The following is a 22,526-nucleotide window of genomic DNA, read 5'->3' on the forward strand; positions in this document are numbered from 1 at the left end:
CGTTCGATTACTCGCCGAAGCCGAGGAAGCGGCCGGTGATGATGGCTGGGATGTCGCGCGGTTGCGGGCGGGCCCGCTCGGCGAGGCGCGAGGCCTCGGCGACCACGGCGTTGGCGGCCGAGGAAGCGGCGGTCAGCGCCCCGGTGTTGACGGCGGCGACCATCGGGATGCCGACGGCGTCGCCCTTCACCTGGATGTTGGCGGCGTTGACCACCTGCAGGGCGGCCAGGTTGACGTTGCCCGACACCCGGATGCCCGCCTCGCCGGCGTCGATCGTGCCCAGCGGCGCGATCAGGTCGACGTCGCCCGCCGGGATTTCCGGGATCGGCGCCAGGGTGGCGATGCCGGCCCCCGTGTTCATGGTCGGCGGCGAAAGGGTGACGTTGCCGTAGAGGTCGTAGACCCGGCGCGGCGGCTGGTAGACGGCCGTCGACTTGGAGCCTCGGCCGGCGTTGATGTCGCCCTCCGCCGACCACATCAGCAGGTCGCCGCCGAAGGTGGTGAACACCCGGCTCTGGCCCAGCAGCACCGACTTCAGCGAGTAGAAGTCGATGTCGCCCGAACCCATCGACAGTACGCCCGCCGTGGCCGGCGGCTGGACGCCGCCGACGCCGACCAGCGTCTGGCCACCGGCGACCAACATCTCGACGTTGCCGCCGAACAGGGTGCGCACGGCCGAGCGGCCGAACATCGTGAAGTCGCCGGCATAGGCGTTTGCCTGGCCGTCGGCGCCCTTGGCCGGGAACAGCGCCTCGATGGCGTTGCGGCCGCGCAGGTAGCTGCCGAAACGCGGTCCGACGGCGTCGTTGTACTCGCGCCCGCCAGCCTTCAGTTCGTCGAAATAGACGATGCGGGCGAAGACCTGGCGCTGCAGCGGATCCAGGGCGTCGTAGTAGCCGAGCGCCTCGGTCGCGTTGGCGGCCTTGTAGCCGAACCGGTCGTCGAGCCAGGCGATCAGTTCCTTGTCGTAGGTCTTCACCACCTTGCCCGGCTGATCGGCCAGGGGCCGGCCCGCCTCCGCCAGGTTGGCCGGATCGAGATAGAGCTTGGCGAAGGCGTCGTAGTTCAGCCCGTCGGACACGCCGGTCAGCATCGAGATCGACGCGCCGCCGTTGCGGGTGGCAGGCGAGATGTCGAACAGCGGGCCCACGCTGGTCAGGCGGCCCTTGTCGGCCTGGTAGATGTTGCGACCGGCCTCGACGACCAGATTGCCCGGGCCCGCGACGGTCATGTTGGCGTAGATGATGTCGCGACCGGCCGAGATCAGCGAGATGTCGGCCTTATCGTTGTGAACCACCAGGCCGGTCTGGCTGGCGGCCCCGAACAGATAGGCTTCGCCCGCGCATTCCAGGGCGGCCAGGCCCTGGCAGCCCAGGGCAGGACCCGTGCCGAGGTTCAGGATGTCGCGCGAGGCCCGCACGGCGACCGAACCCGACCCGACATAAAGCTGGTTGCCGCCGTTCTCGAAGGTGATGAAGCCGTAGCCCAGGTTACTGACGTCGCCGTCGGCGGCGTAGAACAGGGCCGGCTTCCTGTAGCCGTCGATCAGCGTGCCGGTGGCGTTGTCCTTCTGGAAGGCCAGCAGCGTGCCGAGGTTGGTGCTGTTGCCGTTCACTGGCAGCACGGGGTTCGGATTGGCCGTGGCGGTGCGCGCGTAGTCGCCCAGCCAGACCGGACGGAACGGGTTGGGCAGCAGGTCCAGCGAATTGGACATGCCCGACATGGCGATCGCCTGGCCGGCGGCGAAGAAGCCCTTGCTGTCGATGGCGCGATAGCCGCCGGCGAGGATGGACCTTCCGGCCAGGAACTCGACCCGGCCCAGTGGCGACGGGGCAAGTTCCAGAGGCGCGATCCCGACCGAGCCGGGGCAGTTGTAGTCGCCGCACGCATCGGCGTTCCAGAAGATGTTCCCCTGCGCCGCGGTGACCCGCAGGATCGGCGGATACCAGTAGCGGCCATCGCGAACCCCGGCGTTCTCCGAGGCGCTGTTGCCCTCGGCGGGGCGAACGATCGGCGTGACGTCGCCGCCGGCGCTGAACAGGCTGATGCTGGTGTCGTCGCTCCACAGCGAGAAGGACGAGCGCATGATCAGGCCGTCGGGCCGCACGTAGTCGCCGTTGGCGTCGACATAGCCGAGCGAGACGCCGGCGGCCGAGGTCCTGACCGAGCCCGGATCGCCGGCGGCGGCCAGGATCAGGTCGCCGCGGGCGTCGAGGCGCGCGTCGCCGTCGCCGATGATCACCGTGACGCCGCCGAACGATTGCTGGAAGGGCGGCCGGGTCGCATCGAACAGGCGCGGGTCAAGGCTGTCGCGCCCGGCGACATAGACCGTGTTGCCCACGCCCGAGGCGAGCAGCGAGATGTCGCCTCGCAGGTTGGTCAGGCTGCCGCCGAGATCCGGGGTCATGCCCGAGCCGGCGCCGGCGTTGAGCGTGCCGCCCAGGCGGATGTCCATGTCGCCGCCGCCGGTCTGCACCACCGTGCCGGCGGTGACGATGCCGTCGGTGCGGACGACCGAGGTCACCCGGCCCGTGGCGGCCACCGCGAAGTTCAGGCCCGAGCTGGCGATGGTCCGGGCGGTGCTGTCGTTGAGCCCCTCCCCCGTAGTCCCCCAGTCCTGGTGGACGCCGGCGTCGCCGCCGGCGCGGACGGTCAGGTTGCCGCCGCCTAGGGTGCCGATGCCCATGAAGCCTTCGAGCAGCGGGGCGTTGAAGTTGAAGAAGTCGTTCAGGCTGCTCGCGTTGTTCGGGACATAGCCGCCGAAGTTGATCCACCAGGCCGAGGGGATGTCCTGGCCCATCTGCGCGGCCAGGCCTTCGCTGACGCCGTAGGCGCCCTGGCGCCACAGCCAGTTGCCGACGCTGCCGCTGCCCACGCGCTGGTAGGCGGCGTCGCGCGCGGTGCTGTAGCCGGTCAGGTCGCCCTGCACGGCCAGCAGCAGGTCACCGCCGTGCTCTGGGTACCAGGCCTGGTAGTCCTGGATCGAGGCGGCGTAGTCGTCGAAGTTCTGGCCGATCCAGGGATTGGCCAGGCCCGCCGAGCCGGCCAGGGTGGCGCGCGGCTGGTTGTAGACGTTATAGCCGTCGGGGGTCTGGCCGCCGATCTGCGCCGACTGCGTGCCGGCCGTGTAGACGCCGTACAGCGACAGCTGGGCGTAGTCGCCGCCCGCCAGCAGGTCGAGCGAGCCCGTGCCCGTGCGGATGACGCTGAAGTTCTGCATCAGCTTCAGGCCGTTCAGCCAGCCGGTGTTGAAACCGTCGTCGAGGGTCGCCTGCGGGTTCACGTAGTGGCGGTCCGACAGGGTCAGGTCGCCCGACTGACCGGCCTGGGCCAGATCGGTCGCCGCTCGCAGGGCGCGGCCGTCGGACGAGGCGATGTCGGCGCCCGCCACTAGGCGCATGGACCAGGACTGCGAGCCCGGCGCCAGCATCGGGGCCACGGCCCAGATGCGGCCCTGGGTCCCGTCGGCCTGGGTCGGACGGGTGGCGGTCGGGCCGCCCGCGCCGAGCAGTTGTAGGTTCACGCCGGTCGGGATCAGCGTCCCGGCGGCGACGGTGACGTTGCTGTTCAACGATACGTCGGCCGTGAAGACGTTCATCGGCGTGCCCGCCGGAACGACCGTGGCCGCGATGCCCCGCGAAGAGCCCAGGGCGGTTGGCAGGACCGCGCCCGCCCCCCAGTAGGCGTTGGCGCGCACGAACTGGCCGTTGTTCATGACGTCGCCCTTGCGGTGGACAGGCGCGGCGCCGGCCTCGAAGGCCGCCTTGCTGGCCCAGATGTCCACCGGGATGGTCCAGGGGCCGTTGCGCGACAGCGTCAGCGCGGTCGTGACGAAGCCGAAGGGGATCAGGACGCCCGTGCGAACCGTGGTGAGGTTGCGCACCTCGATGTCGAAGTCGAGGACCACGGTGGAGTTCGGCCCGCCGGGGATCGTGGTGACCGAACCCGAGGCCCCGCCGATCAGCGTGTACTGCTGGTCAAGAACCACCGGTTCCGTCTGCAGGCCGGCCAGGCCCTTGATGATCAGGTTGGTGTTGCGGGGGATGACGTCGCCGACCTGCAGCTGGGTGGTGCCCGACAGCGTCAGCTTGCCGGGCAGCTTGACGCCCTTGGGCCAGGTCATGGCCTTGAGGGTGACGGGCATCGGCAGCATGGCGCCCTGCCCCAACTGGGTGTCGGCCGGCAGGATCGTGCCAGCCTTGATGATCGACCCTTGCTCGAAGACCGTGCCGTCCGGCAGTCGGATGGCCGAGGTCGCCACCCAGTCCTGCGGCAGGGTGGCCGCGATCGACAGGTTCGAACCGGCCCCGATCAGGGTGTTGGAGTTGACGCGGAAGGCGTCGACCGGGGCGTCGAAGGTAAGGGTGACGCCCTTGTCGAACGAGGTTCCCTGCGCCAGGCGCACCGGCGCCGACAGCTGGTGGTCGGCCGGCCAGGCCATGACGCCGCCGTTCTCGGCGCTGCCGTACAGCACCCAGCCGTTGTCGTCGGGCGTGCGGGCCGGCTCGGCGAAGCCGTCGGTGATGCTGCCGTGGATGTCCAGGTCGTCGGCGGCGCGGATCAGCAGGACCCCCGCCTCGCCCGAGCCGTAGACGTCGGTCTGCTGGCTGCCGGCGTTGAGGCTGGCGTAGCGGTGGCCGGCCAGGTTCAGGTCGCCCGATACCGTCAGGCTACCGCCGGGGGCGCTGGCCAGTTCGACGCCGGGACGCAGGTGGAAGGCGTCCTTGTAGGCGCGCAGGCCGGCCATGCGCTCCAGAAGCGCCTGGTTGGCGATCGCCGCGTCGATGAAGGCCTTGCTGTCGCCGTGAACGTCGTCGAGCAGGTCCTGGTCGATGACGCCGTCGGCGACCTCGTACTTGCGGAAGCCGTTGACCGACAGGCTGTCGACTCCGCGGATCGTCAGGTCGCCGGACGCCTGGATGGCGATGTCGGCGCCACCCAGGCGCGGGGCGTTCAGTTCGACGCGGCCGCGGGCCACGCCGTCGGGCGACGACAGGTCCAGCGTCGCGCCTGAGGCCAGGGTCAGGGTCCCGCCGGCCGAGGTCAGCTCGATGGCGCCGCGGTTCGACGCATCGACCGGCGCGCCGTAGCTGTCGACGACCATCTTGTCGGCGCTGGCGTCCAGCTTGCCCGTCGAGGCGATCGTCAGGTCGTCGCGGGCCGACAGGCGGATCGAGCCCGGGCGGTGGCCGCTGGCGTCGATCGTGCCGACCACGGTCAGGTCGCCGCCGTCGGCGACGATCGTCACCTGGCGGGCCTTGACCTCGTCGCCGATCACCAGGTCGCCGGACTTGACGACGAAGCTGCGGCCGTCGGTGACCTTGGTCTCGTTGAGGCGCTCGTTCAGGCGGACGAAGTCGCTGATGACGTCGGCGCGGATGTCGATCGAGCCGTTGCGCAGCGAACCGTCTGAGGGCTTGCCGCCGTTGCGGGCCTCGCCGTCGATCTTGCCGTCGAGGGTCACGGCCCCTTCCAGCGCGGTGACCTTCAGCGAGCCGGCGTGGTTGTAGTCGGCGCTGAGGTCGATGGTCGAGCCGGCCGCCATCCGCACGTCGCCGTGGGCGCTCGCCAGATCGACGTCGCCACCCCAGCCGTAGCGGGTCTCGTCGAAGAAGTCGGCAGCCTTGCCAGACATGTCGATCCTGGCCTTGTCGCCCAGGACGATGTCGCCGTCGGTCGCGGTCAGCACGAGGCGGCCGCTGGGCAGGGCGATAGCGGTGTCGGCCGTGATCCGGCCGGCCGTCATCCTGACCTCGGCGCCCAGCTGCGGGGCGCTGGCGGCGGGCGCGCTCGCGCCGGCCGGGGCGGCCAGCACGATGGCCTCGCCGGCCTTGTAGTGCATCTTCGAGGCGGCCAGGCCGGTCAGCAGGGGCGTGGTGATGTTCAGCACGCCCCCCTGCCCCGGCTTACCGTACTCGGCCTGCGACTGGTATGCGGCCAGCTCGCCGACGTGGTTGGCCTCGATCTTCTGCGACGCCGTCAGGTTGACGCTGCTGAAACCCAAGGCCAGGCGGTTCAGGGGCGGCTCGGCGCTGATGGCCACGCCGTCCTGGTAACCCAGCACGATCCGCTCGGCGACGAGGTTCAGCTTGCCAAGGCCCGAGCCGGCGCCGCCGGCGATCGGAGCGCCCGGCTGGCCGGTGATCACCGTGCTGGTCCACTGGTCCGCGGCGCTGGCGCCCAGGACGCCGTTCCACACCAGCGTGCCGGTGGTGATCTGCGCCACGTCGTCGGCGCCGCCGCGGCCGTACAGCGCCGGGGTGTTGAGCACCAGTTGCAGGGCCGACTTGCCGGTCGCCGCGTCGCGGGTGTCCAGGCTGATCGAGCCGTAGAAGTTCACCGACTGGTTGGCCGACAGGATCAGCCGCTCTAGCTTCGGCGCGCCCTTGCTCTGGTCGCCGCGCATTAGGCGGTCGAGCACGGCCTGGTTCAGCGCGATGCCCGAGGGCAGGACGCCGTCGGCGCCGGCCTGGGCCAAGGCGGCGGTGTCGCCGATGTTCACATAGGCCGACGAGAAGCCGAGATAGCGAGCGCCGTAGTTGACGTTCTCGCCCAGTTGCACGCCGGCCTGGGTGACGAAGCTCAGCGTGCCGTCCGAGTACAGCGAGGCGCCGTCCTCGACGCGGATGACGCCGATGCTGCCCCCTGTCGCCAGGGTCGAGGTGAACTCCATGACGCCGTTGCCCAGCGCCAGCAGGTTCACGTTGTTGGCCAGCAGGGTGTAGCCCATCGTCGAGTCGAAGCCGGGCTTGCCCTTGCCCAGGGTGTTGATCTGGGCGCCCGCCTCGATGGTGATGTCGGCGTTGCGATCGGTGATCAGCAGCACCTGCGGACCCGACAGCACCGCGCCTTCACGGACGACGATCGCGTCGAAGCCGTTGGGGCTGTAGTTGTTGTTGTAGTGACCGCCGCCGGCGATGATCTTGATGTTCGAGCCCTGCTGGGTGATCTCGCGATAGGCCACGCCGCCGAGGGTCATGATCCGGGCGCCTACCGCGTTTAGATCGGAGGCACGGATCGAGATCATGCCGTCCGTGGCCTTCTGGCCGTCGGCCAGCACCTCGAGGGTGTAGTCGCCGGTGGCGTAGTAGTTGCCGCCGTTCACCGACAGGGCGCCGCCCACCCCGCCCTCGGCGGCGTCGAACAGGCCCGTCCCCTTGAACGAGAAGGCCGCCCGGTCGCTGCCTTCCTTCGGCGGGACCAGGGCCAGCATGAAGATCTTGCCGTCCTGCGGCAGCAGCGCCACCGGGTTGTTGAACAGCGCCGAGGACGGCGCCTTGACGAGGAATTCACCGAAGCTGGTCTCGTTGTACTGCGAGTAGCTGCGCACGACGTCGGCCGGGGTCAGGATGGCCTCGACCTTCAGGGGGCTACGGGCGTCGGTGAAGGCGACCGAGCGGGTGACGCCCAGGTGCGTCGAGCCGTCGGGCAGCACGGTGACGGCGTTGGCGCCGGCCGGGGTGTTCGAGCCCAGCTCGACCCGGAAGGCCCCCTTCATCAGGGCGTACTCGGCCGGCAGCAGGGTGTAGATGCCGGCCGCCAGGCCCTTGACGCCTTCGGGGATGACGATCTGCTGGCCGATCCCCGGCTGGGCATGGCCGTCGATCGCGCTCGGCGCGGCCGAGCCGGCGTAGCCCGGCACGATCGCGTAGACCTTGTTGTCGGCGTTGCTGAGGCCGGCGAAGGCGGGGCTGACATTGGCCAGAGCGGTCTGGAGGATGTCGACCGAACCGCCGCGACCGGTGATGAAGCCGGCGCCCGACGGCGTGCCGCCGCCCGACAGGTCGAGCACCGAACCGGCGTCGGCCCGCAGCGAACCGATCACCGTCACGCCCTGGTGGACCAGGGTCCCCTTCAGCTCGGTTCCGTTCAGCAGCCAGGTCAGACCGTCCAGCGTGCCCCCGTAGGGCACGACCAGATCCTTGGCGCTGGCCGAGGTCAGGCTGCCCGGCAGCAGATTGACCTCGCTGGTGTTGATGCTGACGTTCCAGCTTTGCTGGCCAGGCTTGAGCTGGTCGAAGCCGGGCACGAATTCGTTCGTGCCCAGGCCGAGCATGATGTGGCCCAGCGGCGCGCGAAGCACGCCGCCCTGGTTGATGATGTCGGCGCCGACCTTCAGCGAGCCGTACAGCGACAGCGGCGCGGCGGGCGTCACACCGTCGAGCTTGTGGAAGCTGATCGTGCTGCCGGGAATGATCGTCCGATTGAGGGTCGTATTGCCCGGCATGCGGTAGGTGTAGACGCCGGCGAACAACCCGGCGACGGCCCCCGTGACCGGATAGACCTGCGCCGCGGTGAGCGACAGGTCGCCCATCGTATAGGCCTCGCCGCCGGTCATGCGGATGTCCGAACGGCTGACGATGTCGAGCAGCGCCGGCGCGGCGTAGTCGTACTCCAGCTGACGGCCGCCCGAGAGGCCGACGGAGCCGCTGACGCCGAACTGCATCCCGCCGACGTCGATCAGGCCGCCAGTGATCTTCAGCGTAGCCTCGCCGATCAGCGGAACGCGCGAGACCGCGCCGTAGCCGTTCTCCCACTTCACCAGGTTGTTGCCCCGCAGCGCGCCGCCGCCGGCCAGCTTGACGTAGGCCGCGCTCAGGCTGGCGTCGGCGTCCGGGTTGGCCAGGCCGATCGCCCCGGCATTGATGCTCAGGTTGCGCGCCAGGGTCAGGTTCACCGCGCCGTTCAGCAGGACGAGGTCGTCGGTGACGAGGGAGAGGCTGCCGAAGCCGCCTGCCTTGATCTGGTCGACGCCGATGCGGGCCTGGCCGACCAGGTCGGGCAGGCCTTCGTTGGCGGCGTAGGCTTCGTCGGCGTTCTGGCCCGGGGTCCAGCAGCCGGTGACGCAATCGCCGAACCGGATGTCGGCCGCCAGACCGCTGCCGCCGGTCTCGCCCACGGTGATGGTGCGCAGGCGACGGATGAAGTCGGGCAGGTCGCGCCCGTTCTGATTGCCCAGTTGCTGGTAGTAGGGCGTGTTCAGCGTGATCGACAGCGTGCCGCCAGACGCGCCGGCGCCCCCGGCGCGGGCGCGCATGTCGCCGTCCAGGAAGACGCCGTACTGCGAGGCGAAGCTGATCGAGCCGCCGTCGCTGGCCAGGGTCAGGGACGACTTGCTCGCGCCGTCCAGGGCCGAGTTGCGATAGTCGATCTCGGCCGTCGCGCCCGAGGCGTCCAGCAGCGCGCCGGGACGCATGACCACGTAGGTCGACAGCGCCCCGCCGATCGAGATGTCGCCGCCTTTGGTGACGCGGGCGTAGCGCAGGCCTTGCGCGTCGACCGCGCCGATCGCGCGGCCGGAGACGTCGATGACGCTGTCCTCGCCCAGCCAGAGCGAGCGCGTGGCGTCGTAGACGATGTAGGATGGCGGGTTGTCGAGCCGGACGTTCTCGGCCGGACCGGCCGCCAGGGTCACCTTGCCGCCCCGCGCCTCGATCTTGCCGTCGATGCGGATCGCGTCGCCCGAGACGATGCTGACCGCCTGGCCATCGTCGACGCGGATCGAGGAGCCCTGCGTCAGCGTGAAGCTGCCGAGCGACAACGGATCGGTGACCGTGTTGCCGTAGCCGGTCACCCAGTTGCGCTCGCCCCAGCCATAGGCGCGCAGGGAAAGGCTGGCGCCCTGCCGCTGGACGAACCGGCCCTCGGTCGGGTTCTCCTGGAACTGGTCGGGCAGCCACAGCTCCATGGCCGCCGCCGGATCGACCCCGCTGAGCGCCGAGGCGCTGGCCGCCGTGAAGCGGCGGACCGGTGTCGCGACGTCGAGCGCGCCGCTGACCACCATGTCGCCGCCGGCGGTGATCTCGTACTTTCCGAAGCCCGTCTGGAACAGCGACTTGTCCAGGTGCAGCGGCTTGGCCACCTTCACCTCGGTCGGCAGAACCGTACCGGCCGCGATCGTGCGACCCGCGTTCAGCGTGAGGTCGGCCGAGAGAATGTCGCCCTTCTTGTAGGTGAAGGCCATCGGCGGGATATCGAGGCCGTTGGGCCAGATGACCCCGTCGACGACGCTTCCCTTGGCAAGCATGCCGTAGCCGTAAACCAGCTCTTTCCCGGCAGGCAGGGTCTCGCCGCCGTAATAGACGTTGTAGTCGATGTCGTAGACTTCGAAGCCGTCCGGCACGACCCAGTCGACCGGCAGCGTGAGCGCTTCGAAAAAGGCGCTGACGTCCGTGGGCAGAACGTCGCCGGCGGCGATCTTGCTGACGGTGTAGGCGTAGTCGAACGGCAGGTTGTCGCCGGCCTTCAGCACCAGGTCTTCCAGAAGCTGAAGGTCGATCGGAGCCGCCTCCCCCGCCGCCAGTTCGTCGCCGCCGCCCAGGATCTTGTCGCCGATGGTGATCGCCCGCCCCCCGGCCGAGATGGTCAGCGTGCCGCCGCCCTTGTCGCCCGAGCCGTAGGCCTTGATCACGCCGTCGAGGATCATCTCGTTGGCGTTGGCGCGCGGGAACGATCCGACGGCCAGGCCGACATCGCCGCCCTTGGCGCCGACGGTCGCGCCGTCCTCCAGGATCGCGCCGCCGGCCGAGACGTCGATCAGCGCGCCCTTCTGGAAGTCCAGGCGGCCCTGGCGGCTTTCCAGCATCACCTGGCCGCCGTCGAGATGGGCCAGGTCGCGGGCGTCGCCGCCTTCCTTGACGTTCACCCAGAGGCCGCGGGCGTCGAGGGTCACGCCCTCCGACACCACCAGGTCGGTGATCGTGTCGCAGCCGGTGGAGCACGGCGGCGCGGCCGCCAGCGAGATCGAGCCGCTGCGGGCCGTGATGTCGCCCTCGACCGAGATCTTTGTCGCCTGCATGGCGATCTCGCCGCCATTGGCCACGGTGAGGTCGCCGGCGATCTTGATCTCGCCGCCGTTGACGCGCAGCGCGCCGAGGCCAGCGTTGCTGAGGCTCTCGGCCGACAGCGCGACGGTGTTCTTGAGCTCCGGCGCCAGCGCCGCGCCCGACTGCACGCCGGCGGAGCCGCCGCCCTCGCCGATCGTGACGACGTTGGAGAACGGGACTTCCGGCGTCCGGGTGGTCAGGTACTGCTGCCAGATGCGGTTGCCGACGTAGAAGCCGCCGGCCAGCGGCGCGACGTTCTGGGGCAGGTCATAGCCGTCAAGCCGGTCGGGGAAGGCGCCGTTCAGCATCCCGTCCTTGATCACTGGCGGGGTGGTCGGACGCGCGTTCACCTGGCGGTCGCCGACCACCACGTCGGCGACGATCTGGCTGTCGAACAGCACCGTCGGGGCCGACAGGGTGAGCACGCCGGCGTCCCGGCCGACGGTGTATCCCTCCTCCCAGCGTACGCTGCGGGCCGAGTTGAACAGCGGGTGCGAATAGACCTCCTGGAAGGCCTCGCCCCAGCGGTCGTGCTTGACGACGGTGGCGTCGCCCACGGCGATCAGCTTCACCCCGGCCGGGGCCTGGCCCAGGTCGTAGAGCTTGCCGTCCGAGCCGAGCATGCGGGTCGACTGGATCCAGCCGGCGGCGTAGTCGAGCGAGCCGCCCGAGATGTCGAACACGGCGCTCTTGCCGGCGACGATCTCCTCGCTGCGGACGTTGATCGTGCCGCCGACCGCGGCCCATTCGCCGATGGTGTGGGCGGTGTTGCCCAGGTGGCCGCCGACCTCGATCAGGCCGCCTTGCGTATACCAGCGGTCGCCCTTGTGGCCGCCCGTGCCGTCGGGCAGCAGGACGAGGTCGCGGATGTCGATCCAGATGTCGTTGTTCTTGAGGTTGTCGCCCTCGCGGTTCAGCGGCGAGTCCCGCAGCTCGAATGGCTGCAGATTGATCTTCAGGTTGTAGGAGGCCATGTCCATGGCCACGCCGCGGACGCCCGAGACGTTGAGCTCGGCGCCGTCGGCGACGGTCACGCGCTTGAGGCCGACGACGGCGATCTGGCCGCCCTGGGCGATCGTCTGCGAGCCGCCCAGGAAGTCGACCGTGCCGCCGGTCGTGATCTCGACCCGCGACATGTCCTTGCGGTCGGGCAGCATGTAGGTCAGCCGGCCGACGCCCTGGTTGTTGAGCAGGACCGGGATGGTGGCGGTCGCGGACTCGGCCAGCATGGCGTCGCGCTGGGCGTTCGTCGCGGTGGCCGTGCTGGCCAGCTCCGGCAGGATCAGCGTCAGGCTCTTGCCGGTCAGGGTGACGCTGGCCTTGGTGTCGGCGACGTCGGTCAGCAGGTGGATCGTGCCGCGTGTGTTGACCGTGCTGGTGGCGATGGCCACGCCGTCCTGAACCACCTTGCGGCCGACCAGGGTGATGTCGCCCTCTGCCGCCTCGATGACGCCGCTGTTGATCACCTCGCCGGCCTGGCTGCCGGTATCCAGGGTGATGGCGGATTCCATGCCGCGCGTGGTCGAGCCGGTGTTGGCGTTCGAGCCGTAGCCCGGGCGCAGCACGAAGTTGTCGCCCGCCGCCAGGATCGTCTGGCCGCGACCGGTGACGATCGTGCCGCTGTTCTCGACCCGCGTGCCCAGCAGCGCCACGAAGCCGCCGCCCTCGACCACGGTCGACGGCTTGCTGGTGGTGATGCGCGCGCCCGCCTGGACCACCACCTCGCCGCCGGCGTCGGTGAAGCCCGGCACGGGAACCGACGGATCCCAGGGGTTTGCGCCGGGGATGACGCCGCCGTCGATGCCGCGCTCCAGGAACTGGATGTTGGAGATGTTGGCGGTCGAGGCGATCAGGTTGCGGACGTTGACCTGGCTGGTCCCGCCGAAGATCACGCCGTTGCGGTTGATGACGTAGACCGAGCCGTCGGCCTTGATGGAGCCGAGGATCTTGGTCGGGTCGGCGCTGGCGTCGGTGACGCGGTTGAGCGCCACCCAGTCCGAATGGCCGCCCTGGGAGAAGACAAGGTCGGTCTCGCGGCCGACGTTGAAGCTGTCCCAGGTCAGGATCGCCTTCTGCTCGGTCTGGCCGATGGTGACGACGGTGCGGCCGTCGGAGCCGGTCGCCTGGGTCGGCCCTTTGGCGCCGATCCACAGGTTCGGGTCGAGGGAGACGCCGTTGGCGACCTGCAGGCCGCCCTGGCCAAGGCCGTTGGGCACGTTGCTCTGGGCGGCCGCGGCGGCCGCGCGGGCGGCGGCCTGGGCGGCGGCGGCGGCGTCGCGGGTGGCGGCCGCGCGGGCGAACGAGGCGATGGCCCGCTGACTGGCGCTGGCGTTCTGGGCGGCGCGGGTCGCTTCGGTCTGGGCGCTCTGGGATGCTACGGCCGAGGGATTGACCCCCGCGCCGCGACCGCCGAACGCACGGCCGTTCTGGGCCTCGGCGACGCCGGCCAGCATCATGGAGCCGAGCGAAGCCCCGACCAGCAGGCGGCGGCGCAACGTGGGCGAGTCGAGACGGATCATCGGACGGTCTCCGGAGGAGAGGCGAGGCTCGTCGGGCTCGCCTGGCAATGGAAAGGCCAGGACGGGCGCGGCGCGCCGACGACCTGGAAAGAGCGAAGGGCGGGTCGGGTCATGGCTGACCCGGACGTGTTGGGAGCGGCGGCCGGCTGGGCCGCTGCGGATGGACCGAGACGCCGAAGCTGGAGCCCAGCCGCTGGCGCGTCGCGGTCTGGCTGGCGACGCCGGTCCGGATGTCGGGCGACCTCGCGCCGACCACGGAGACGTCCAGCGGACCTCGGGCCTGGCTCTGGGCCAGGCGAGCGGCTTCCTGCAGCTGGGCGGCGGCGCATTCGACGTCGCCCGCGCGTTCGCCGGCGATGTCGACCTTGACGCAGACCGTCGCCGGCGGCGGGCCGCCGATACGATCCTGGCGCGCCCAGGCCGTGGCGGGCGTCGCCAGGGTCAGGAGCAGCAGCGAAAGAAGGCGGACGGGCCCGCCGGCCGTGCGGGCGCGCCGCTCCGTCCCCCGCCAGGGGGAGGAGCCGTGATCCGCGATGTCGGCGAAACCCGTCCCCATGGATCAGAAGCGGGTCTGCAGGTCGATGAACAGCTTGTCGACCGACAGCGGCGCGTCGGCGATCTCTTCGCCCGACAGCCAGCGGAAGCCGATCGAGGTGCTCTTGCCGAAGGCGTAGGCGCCGCCGGCGGTCCAGCCCTTCGAGTTGGTCCCGCCCATGTGGAAGTCGCTGTCGGTAAAGCCGTCGACGACTGCGTCGGATTCCAGGTAGCGGTAGCCGAACTGCAGGTTCCAGTCGCCGCGGGCGATCAGGTCCAGCTTGCCGACGGTCAGCTTGGTCGCCCAGCCTTCCGAACCGCCTTCCCACGTCCCCGGGACCAGCAGCGTGCCATTGGTGTTGTTCGGGTCGGGGATCGTGCGCGTCGGGCCCAGGTTGTTGACCGCGAGGGCGCGCATGCGACCCTCCTTCAAGCCCAGGTTCTTGATGTACTCGCCGTCGAGGCGGACGCGCGAGCCGCCGCCCAGGGCCATCTCGGCGCTGCCGCGAACGTTGAGCACCTCGAAGTCCGAGACCAGGCCGAAGTACTGGTTCTCGGGGCTGCCGATGGGGTCGAGCGGGTTGGCCACGACATTGCGGATTGGGAACAGGGTGTTGCCGAACTGCTGGAACTGCGGGCGGGTCGGATCGGTGTCGCAGACCACTTCGTAGAACTGGCAGGGCTTGGAGACCTCGCCGCCGACGCCGTCGAAGTTGAAGTAGCCGGCCGCCAGGCGCACGCGCAGCTTTTCCGTCGCCTGCCACTCCAGGCCCAGCTGGCCTGCCAGCAGGTACTTGTCCTTGCTCTCGTACGGACCGCCCTGCCCTTCCGGCGCGTTGCGCGAGCCGAAGTCCAGGCTGGTGTTGAAGATCGGGAAGGCGCCGGCCGTGCCGAACACGGCGAAGCGGTCGCCGAGCTTCTGCTGTCCCGACACCGCGACGCCGTCGAAGTTCAGGTCGTCGTCGAACAGGATCTCGCTGGTCCAGAACGGATTGGCGAAACGGCCGACGTCGATGTTCAGGCCCTTTACCGGCGTCAGGCGCAGCGAGGCGCGGTCGAGCCAGATCTGGTACTTGCCGAACCCTTCGCTGCTCCCCAGCGTCTGGTTGGTCGAGATCGGCGAGGTATCGTTGCCGGTGGCCAGGCGCAGGTCTGCGCTGATCCAGTCATCGATCATGGCGTGCAGGCCCAGACGCGCCCGGATGCGGGCCCGCTGGCGGTTCTCGCGGGTGTTCAGGTAGGGCGGGCCGACATAGCCCGGGGTCTTGTCGTTGATGTTCTGCGGGTCGCCGGCGTTGATGGCGCCGAAGTCCTCGAAGATGTCGGCGTTGCCATCGTCCATGAAGACGCCTTCGCCGCGCACGCGCAGGTCTCCGTACGGCGACAGGCGGCGGGTCCATTCGGGCGTCTCGCCGGGACGCGACCACCCTTCGGCCTGGGCCTGCTGGCCCAGTTCGGCGCGCAGTTCGGCCTTGATCTGGTCACGCACCACGGCCGGCACGTAGGCGATGGTCTGGACGCCGTCGGCGACGCCGGCGGGCGGGACCGGCGGCAGGGCCGGCTTGGCGGCCGGCTGGGCCACGGTGGCCTCGGCGATCAGGGCGTCGGCCTCGGCCTGGCTGACCAGGCCCTTGGCGACCATCAGCTGCAGCAGCTTGGTGGAGTCGACGCTCTGGGCCAGGGCCGGCGAGGCCAGCAGCGAGACGCCGGCCACGCAAGCGAGAAGGATCGGCTTCAAGCCGGTACGAACGGGGCGGTCGAACATGGAGGAGTTTCCCGTAGGAGGATTGGGGGCGGCGTGGCGGGGACCCGACATCGTCAGGCGCCCGACCGGCCGCTGATTTCGATGAGCATCACCGGCAGGCCCGCCGGCGGCGGGGTGCAGGCGTGGCCCGTCAGGACCTGCTCGAGGCGCGCGTTGCGCTTGGGATCGGTGCTCTCCAGGACCTGGACGCTGCTGACCTTGCCGTCGGGCGCCATGGCGACCTTGAGCTGGGCCACGAAGCGGCCGCGGGTCAGCTCCCGGTCGGCCTGGGTCCGGCGGACCAGGCAGCTGGAGGTCGCCGCACCGTAGGCCGCGAAGCTGACCCCGCCGCCCGGCTTGCCGCCGATGCGGCCGCCGGAGCCGTCGCCGCGAGCCAGGCCGTAGTTGGCCGGACCTGCGCCTTCGCGCGCCGTCAGGGCGTTGTCGCCGACCGTCGGCTCGGAGGACTTGGCCTCCGGCGGCGGCGGGGTGTCCTGCGGCTGCTCCATCGGAACGGGCGTCGGAACGGGCTCGGGCGGCTTCTCCTGCACCACCGGTTTGGGCGGCGGCGGAGGTGGCGGCGGCGGCAGGATCACCTGGGTGGTGCGAACCTTGTTGGGACGGTCGGTGACGGTGACGCGGGTGGCCAGCATCCACATCGCCGCCAGGACCAGCACCACCCCGCCCGCCGCAAGCACGCGTCCGACGACCGGCGAGGACCGGCGGCGCGGGCCGTGAGGATCGTCCGGATCGCTCAGCAGGGCGGAGGCCATTACTCGCCTCCGCCGGGCGGCCGGGTCGAGGCCATGCCCAGAGACGGCACGCCCACCTTCGAGCACAGGTCGAGAACCTGCATGACCCGGTCGTACTGGACGGTGCGGTCGCCGCGCAGGACGATCGCCAGGTCAGGCGTGGTGGCGACGCTGGACCGCAGTTCCGCCTCCAGTTCGGCCAGCGACACCGGCACCGCGTCGATCGACAGCGTGCCGTCGTTGCTGACCGCGATGACCCGCGACTTGGGCTCGTTGAGCGTCTGGGCCGAGGAGGCCGACGGAAGGTCGACCTTGATCCCCTGCACGGCCGCGGTCGTCAGCAGGATGAAGATGATCAGCAGCACGAAGGTCAGGTCGACCAGCGGGGTGATGTTGATCTCGTTGTAGGGTTGTCTCTTGCCCTGGATCTGCATGGCTGGGCGCTCCCCTACTCTGCCGCGATGGCGGCGGCGGGAACGTCCTGCCAGGTCTCGGCGATGCGCTTTTCCAGCTCGTCGACGAAGATCTGGTTGTCCGTGGAGACGTCGTCCACACGGCTCAGCAGGTAATTGTACCCGAACAGCGAGGGGATCGCGACGGCGAGGCCCGCGACGGTGGCCAGCAGGGCGGCGGCGATGCCTGGGGCGATAGCGTTGATGTTCACCTCGCCGGCGGCGGCCACCATGGCGAAGGTGATCATGACGCCCAGGACCGTGCCGAGCAGGCCGATGAACGGACCGCCCGAGATGGCGATGGTCAGCAGCACCATGCTGGCGTTGAGCTTGCGGCCTTCGCGGATCTGGCCGGCGTCGAGGGCCGAGCGGATGGCGGCGATCGACTGGGCGGTGACGGCGAAACGCGAGCCCGTGGCGTAGTTTTCCTTCAGGCGTACTTCCAGCTCGCGGCGGCCGATCAGGTAGAGGCGGGCCAGCGAGGAGTCCTGGACGTCGGCGCCGAGCTTGAGGGCCGGCAGGCCGTCATGGTCGCCGCGAGCGCCACGGGCGTAGGCGTCGAGGAAGGACTCGTTGGCGCGCTTGACCCGGCCCAGCAGCAGGCTCTTGGAGATCATCACGCCAATGGCCACGGCGAGCATGACGGCCAGGACGCCGATGACGATCCAGGCGTCGACGGTCAGGGCCTTGAACAGGATGCCGAAGTAGTTGTGGCCGCCGCCCGACTTGGCTTCCTCGGCCGTGTCGGTGGAGACCAGGCGCGCGCCCTGCCCTTCGCTGGCCGCGGCCAGCTGGAACGCCGACTGCGGCAGCGCCGCGCCGGCGACGCGGAACTCGTCGATCTCGCCGGCGAAGCCCTGGCCCAGCAGCGCCGGACCCGAGGCCGCGCCCAGGGCGCCGGAGACTTCACCCGCCGGCTGGCCGCCGACATAGAGGCGCGAGACCTGGCCGTCGTTGACCAGGGCGACGTGCGCCCAGGTCCCGGTCGGCAGCGCCGCGCCGGCCGAGCGGGCGCCGCCCGCCTCGACGAACAGCTTGCCGTCCTGGCTGACCAGCGTCACCGCGCCGGGCAGCGAGAACAGCTGGCCGTCGGCCGACGGCTTGACCCAGAAGCTGACCGACAGCGGACCGCCGCCGAAGGCCTGGGCCGGCGCCTGCACCGGCGCGGCGCCGTCCAGCACCAGGCTGGAGCCGATCAGGCCGCCGGCGTTGCGGGCCTCGCCGCCCTGTCCGCTCAGTTCGTTGCCGGTGGCGTCGGTCGGAGCGCCGGCGTTGTCGAAGTGCCAGACCAGCTTGTATTCCGGCGCGTAGGTGCCGGCGCGGTCCTGGCCGGCGGCGGCCTTGTCGTTGCCGTAGTAGGCGTAGACCGTCGCGGGCTGGCCCGGCTGCAGGTTCTGGACGTCGACCCAGAGCAGCGCCTGCTGCTCCTGCACGTCCCAGCGCTCGAGGTGGAACTTCAGCGGCGTGCGGTCGTCGCCGGCCACGAAGCGCAGGTCCGAGCCATCGGGCTTGGCGTCGGCGAAGTTGAAATTGCCCGAGTGCAGGCGCACCAGAACCGGGGCGCGGGCCACCTCGCCGGTCACGCCGGCGGCGGCCGTGTTGAGATTGATCCGGGTGCGGTACGAGTACTCCGGCTGCCACCAGGCCAGGGCCGGGGTCGCCGCCGCGGTCGTCGCCAGGACGGCCATCACGCCGCCGACGACGCACTTCCTAAAGCGCGTACGCATAGTCATCAGAATTCCCCCCAGATGCGGAAGCTTGTGGTGAACGGGCCGACACGGCGGCCCGGCATGGAGATCAGGGGCGTGCCGACATCGACCGTCCCGTTGAGGTGCTTGAAGAGGCGGGCGTTGACGCCGACGCCGATGCTGCTGAGGCCCTGGTTGTCGTTCTGGCCAGGCAGGCGGTCGTGGATCCAGGCGTAGCCGGCGTCGACGAAGCCGTGGATGCGCAGTTCGTCGACGGCCGACCAGTCTGTCAGCAGCTTGGGCGAGCGCAGCTCCAGCTGGAACGCCAGGCCGTAGTCGCCCATCGCCTCGCTCTCGCGGTAGACGCGGACCGAGTTGACCCCGCCGAGCGAGAACTGCTCGTTGGCGATCAGCGGACGGTCGGTCCACTGGACGGCAAGCCGGCCGGAGGCGATGAAGTCCTTGGGCAGCTCCCGCTCGTAGGAGCCGTCGAACTTGACCACGAAGAAGCTGGGCCGGGCGTTGTAGCGCTTGGCGTCGAACGCATCGCGGTCGTCGCCCAGGCCGCGCACGCCGAACACGCCGGTCAAGGTCGCGTCGGCCCGGCGGTCGTCGCCCATCCAGTCGCCGCGCCAGGCGGCCATCACCGGGAAGTACTCGATCGGGGCGGCGGCGCGATCCGAGCCGAGGATCACGTCTTCCTTGAAGTGCTTCCAGTCGAAGCCCGCGGTCAGCGAGTGGTAGAAGCCGTCCTTGCCGCCCAGCGCCTGGATCAGCCGCAGGCCGACCACGTCGCCCTTGCCGATCACATTGGTGCCGCCGATGACGGCGATGTCGCTGTCGGAGTGCATGGCCGAGGCCAGCAGCTGCGTGCCGGTGCGCAGGCGCGCCATGTAGTTCGCCGAGAAGACGGTGCCGTCCTCGGTGCGGTCGGGCGCGGTCTGGGCCGATAGGGCGAGGCTGTCGCCCCGGCCCCAGAGATTGTCGTGACGCAGAGACAGCGCCGAGCGCAGCTTGCTGGTAGAGGCGCTGTAGTAGTTGTTGAGCTCCAGTGAGCCGTGCCAGGCCGAGGTCTCCTCGACCGTCAGGGCGACGTCCAGCGTGCCCGGCGCGGCGCCGGCCTTAAGCTCGGGCGTGACCTTGCGGGTCGGGTTCTGGTTCATCGCCACGACGTCGCGCTGGAACGCCGGCAGGCTTGGCGTCAGCCCCTCGGCCAGCGACGGCGCCTGGGCGCGCACCGTTTCGGGCTTCTTGGCCCCGGTAACGATCACCTGGCCGATCTTCTGCTCTAGCACCTCCAGCTGGAGGATCCCGGTCTCGACCGACTGCTCGGGGATGTAGACCGCCACGGCGATGTAGCCGCGATCCTCGTAGACCTTCTGGAGGGCCGCGCGCGCCGCCTCGATGTCGTCGGCGGTGCGGCCCGGGCCCATGAAGGGATAGACGGCGCGTTCGACCGTGTCGGCGTCGAGGACGGTGTTGCCCTTGACCTGGAAGGCCCGCACCTCGAAGCGCGCCGGCGCCTGCGCCGCCTCGGGAGGCGTTTCCTGCGCCGCGGCATGGCCCGCGACGGCCAGAGCGGCGGCCGCGACGTGCGCCGCCGTTACGCCTCCGGCAAGGCGTCTTGCTTTTTGATCCAGCATCTATCCCCCGATGACGCTTCCGTCAGGAAGCCGTCAGCGCCTCGAACTTGGTGTCGGGGGAGAGACACGCGCGCCGGGTACAGGCGCAAAGAAATCGCGTGAAGATTTCGCGACACTTCCGGAGGGGCCAAGGCCCCCTCAGGCGACCAGGACGACGCCTCCGGGCAGCGCGGTGGCGCTGACGCCATAGGCCAGCCGCAGCTGGTCCACGACCTGGTCGATGCGGTTGGTCTGGAAGGTGCCGTTGACCCGCCGCTCGCGCAGGCTGGCGCTGGCGATGACGATCCGGCCCTCGCGGTAGCGGTTGATCTCCTCGATCACGTCGCCCAGCCGCTCGTCGCGGAACACCAGTATGCCGCGACGCCAGGCGCCTTCCGCGATCGGATCGATCGGCGCCGGGGCCGCCAGGCTGGCCTGGTCGTAGGTGACGCTGTAGCGCCCGGGCAGGTCGACGATCCGGCCGGCCGAGCGGACGCGGGCCGCACCCTCCAGGCACGACACCCTCACCTCGCCGTCCAGGCAGCGCATCGACAGGCGCGCGCGGCTGGTCGTCGTCTCGCCGTCGCCGGCGAAGATCGACACCGCGGCGTCGTGGTCGATCGAGACCAGAGCCTCGCCGGCCAGCAGTTCGAAGGCCCTAGGCCCGACGTCTTCGCGCCGGGCGATCCGCGTCAGGGTGTTAAGTTCGGCTGAGACGCCCGGGGCCAGCTGGACCATGCGGGTTTCGCCCTTGGCGGTTTCGAAGTCCGCGGCGCGGCCGGCGGGCGCCATGGCCGCGCGGCCGAGCAGGACGGCGCCCCCGGCGACCGAGGCGGCGAGCGCCCCGCCGACCAGGAAGCGACGGCGGCTTTGCGCGACCGGCTCGGGCCGGGCCAGCGCCGTCGTCTCCCGCGCCCGCAGTTCACCTGCGGCCTGACGGGCCAGGCCGTGCAGCCGGGCGGCGTCGCGGAAGGCGGCCTCGTGGCGTTCGTCCGCCCCGCGCCAGGCCGACAGCGCGCGGCCGTCCGCCTGCGTCGCCTGTCCCGACAGCAGCAAACTCACCCATGCCTGGGCCTGACCAGCGACGTCGTCGCTCACATCCCGCTCCCGCCAGCCCTTCTGGAATCCCTCACTACGGATCATGACGCTTCAGGACCGGGTTGGCGCAAGAATACGACCTTGGGCTGGTTCAAAATTCGCTGCAGCTCTTCTGTCGCCAGCTTCAGCTCGTGTTGCACGGTGCGTTGCGCGATCCCCTGGCGCGCGGCGATCTCGGTGGTCGAGCGTCCGTCCAGCCAGGCGGCGGTGCAGATCGCCAGGCGCCTGGCCGACATGCCGGCCATCGCCTCCCTGACCCGGGCCAGGTCCGAGCGGGCCTCGGCGATCGTCTCGGGATCGGGGGTCTCGTCGGGCACCTCCAGCAGGGCCGAGACCTCGTCGAAGGTCAGCAGCCGCCGGTCGCGCCGCCGGGCGTTGGCGGCGATGTTCAGCGCCATGCGATAGAGATAGGCCGTCGGGTGGCGCACTTCCTCGGCCGGCCCGCCGCTGGACAGCTTGACGTAGGCGTCCTGCAGCGCGTCGCGGGCCTGCTCACGCGAGCCCAGCCGCGCGCTGACGCCGGCCAGCAGCGTCTCGTACTTTTCGACCAGATGCCCTCTCAGGCGCAGCGCCGCGTCGGTGACCATGCCGTGTCCAGACGCCGATCAGCCGGCTGCGCGGGCGGCGGCCGCGTAGCGCAGCGGCACCACCAGGTCGATGGAGCCTGGCAGGGTGGCTGGCAGCACCGGCAGCGGCTCGGCCGCGCGCAGCGTCTTCATGGCGGCGTTGTCGAGCATGACGACGCCGGAGCTGGTTTCGATCCAGGCGTCCAGCACGCGGCCATCGCGCTGAACGATCAGGGCGACCCTGACCATGCCGTTGGGCCTCGCGCCCGCGCCGGTGGCGGGATAGCGGTGGAAGCGGGCCAGATGGTTCTCGAGTTCGCGGTAGTAGCTGGACAGCGCGCCAGGGTCAGCCGCGGCGGCCGCCTGCATCGACGATGCGGCGCCGGTCGGCGGGGCGTCGGCGGCGGAGTACGGCCCCACCGCCTCGGGCGTCAGGGTCTTGGCCAGGTCGGTCACGCTGGGAGCCGCTAGCGGCTGGGCCGTCGCCGTCGTCTGGGCCGCGCCCTTCTGCGGCGGCGCGTCGACCAGCTCGACCGAGATCGTGCCGACGTCGCCGTGCTCGACCAGTTGGCCGGGACGCGCGTTCAGGGTGACGAGGAACGCCGCGGCCACGCCGCCATGCAGCAGCGCCGATGCGGCCGTACCGAGAAGCCAGTTCCGCCCCATGGAAACTCAGACCACCTGTTACTCAACAGGCGCCTCAACTAAGGCGCGCAAGCGACAGA

The 22,526-nt window shown here is 70.4% G+C and carries 10 protein-coding genes; all 10 read right to left on the minus strand.

What is annotated here, in order from left to right; all coding sequences use genetic code 11:
• Positions 1-7: 7 nt before the first annotated feature.
• Positions 8-13,345: a filamentous haemagglutinin family protein gene (locus tag C1707_RS17935; RefSeq protein ID WP_123170773.1), complete on the minus strand. Its 13,338-nt coding sequence runs from the start codon at positions 13,343-13,345 to the stop codon at positions 8-10.
• A 109-nt stretch (positions 13,346-13,454) separates the two neighbouring features.
• Positions 13,455-13,901: a hypothetical protein gene (locus C1707_RS17940; protein ID WP_101713037.1), complete on the minus strand. Its 447-nt coding sequence runs from the start codon at positions 13,899-13,901 to the stop codon at positions 13,455-13,457.
• Positions 13,902-13,904: 3 nt separating this feature from the next.
• Positions 13,905-15,644, minus strand: coding sequence for a putative porin (locus C1707_RS17945; RefSeq protein WP_240633735.1), 1,740 nt, complete (start codon positions 15,642-15,644; stop codon positions 13,905-13,907).
• A 53-nt stretch (positions 15,645-15,697) separates the two neighbouring features.
• Entirely contained in the window at positions 15,698-16,396 is a 699-nt protein-coding gene (locus C1707_RS17950) for a TonB-dependent receptor (protein ID WP_101713038.1), read from the minus strand.
• Positions 16,396-16,809: an ExbD/TolR family protein gene (locus C1707_RS17955; protein ID WP_101713039.1), complete on the minus strand. Its 414-nt coding sequence runs from the start codon at positions 16,807-16,809 to the stop codon at positions 16,396-16,398. Before C1707_RS17955 ends, C1707_RS17950 begins: the two co-directional genes overlap by 1 nt.
• Before the next feature lie 14 nt (positions 16,810-16,823).
• Positions 16,824-18,560 carry a DUF2341 domain-containing protein gene (locus C1707_RS17960; RefSeq protein ID WP_101713040.1) on the minus strand — a complete coding sequence of 579 codons (1,737 nt, stop codon included), beginning with the start codon at positions 18,558-18,560 and terminating at the stop codon, positions 16,824-16,826.
• On the minus strand, positions 18,560-20,158 hold the full coding sequence (locus tag C1707_RS17965) for a ShlB/FhaC/HecB family hemolysin secretion/activation protein (RefSeq protein ID WP_101713041.1): 1,599 nt from the start codon (positions 20,156-20,158) through the stop codon (positions 18,560-18,562). The genes C1707_RS17960 and C1707_RS17965 overlap by 1 nt, the downstream gene beginning before the upstream one ends.
• A gap of 138 nt (positions 20,159-20,296) precedes the next feature.
• Positions 20,297-21,235 (minus strand): FecR family protein, encoded by a 939-nt coding sequence (locus C1707_RS17970; protein WP_164467385.1) that lies wholly within the window; start codon positions 21,233-21,235, stop codon positions 20,297-20,299.
• A gap of 41 nt (positions 21,236-21,276) precedes the next feature.
• Complete coding sequence (locus C1707_RS17975; protein WP_101713043.1) at positions 21,277-21,822, minus strand: RNA polymerase sigma factor; 546 nt, start codon at positions 21,820-21,822, stop codon at positions 21,277-21,279.
• 18 nt (positions 21,823-21,840) lie between these two features.
• Positions 21,841-22,467: an energy transducer TonB family protein gene (locus tag C1707_RS17980; RefSeq protein ID WP_101713044.1), complete on the minus strand. Its 627-nt coding sequence runs from the start codon at positions 22,465-22,467 to the stop codon at positions 21,841-21,843.
• Between the last annotated feature and the right edge of the window lie 59 nt (positions 22,468-22,526).

Source organism: Caulobacter flavus, from assembly GCF_003722335.1.
GTDB lineage: Bacteria > Pseudomonadota > Alphaproteobacteria > Caulobacterales > Caulobacteraceae > Caulobacter > Caulobacter flavus.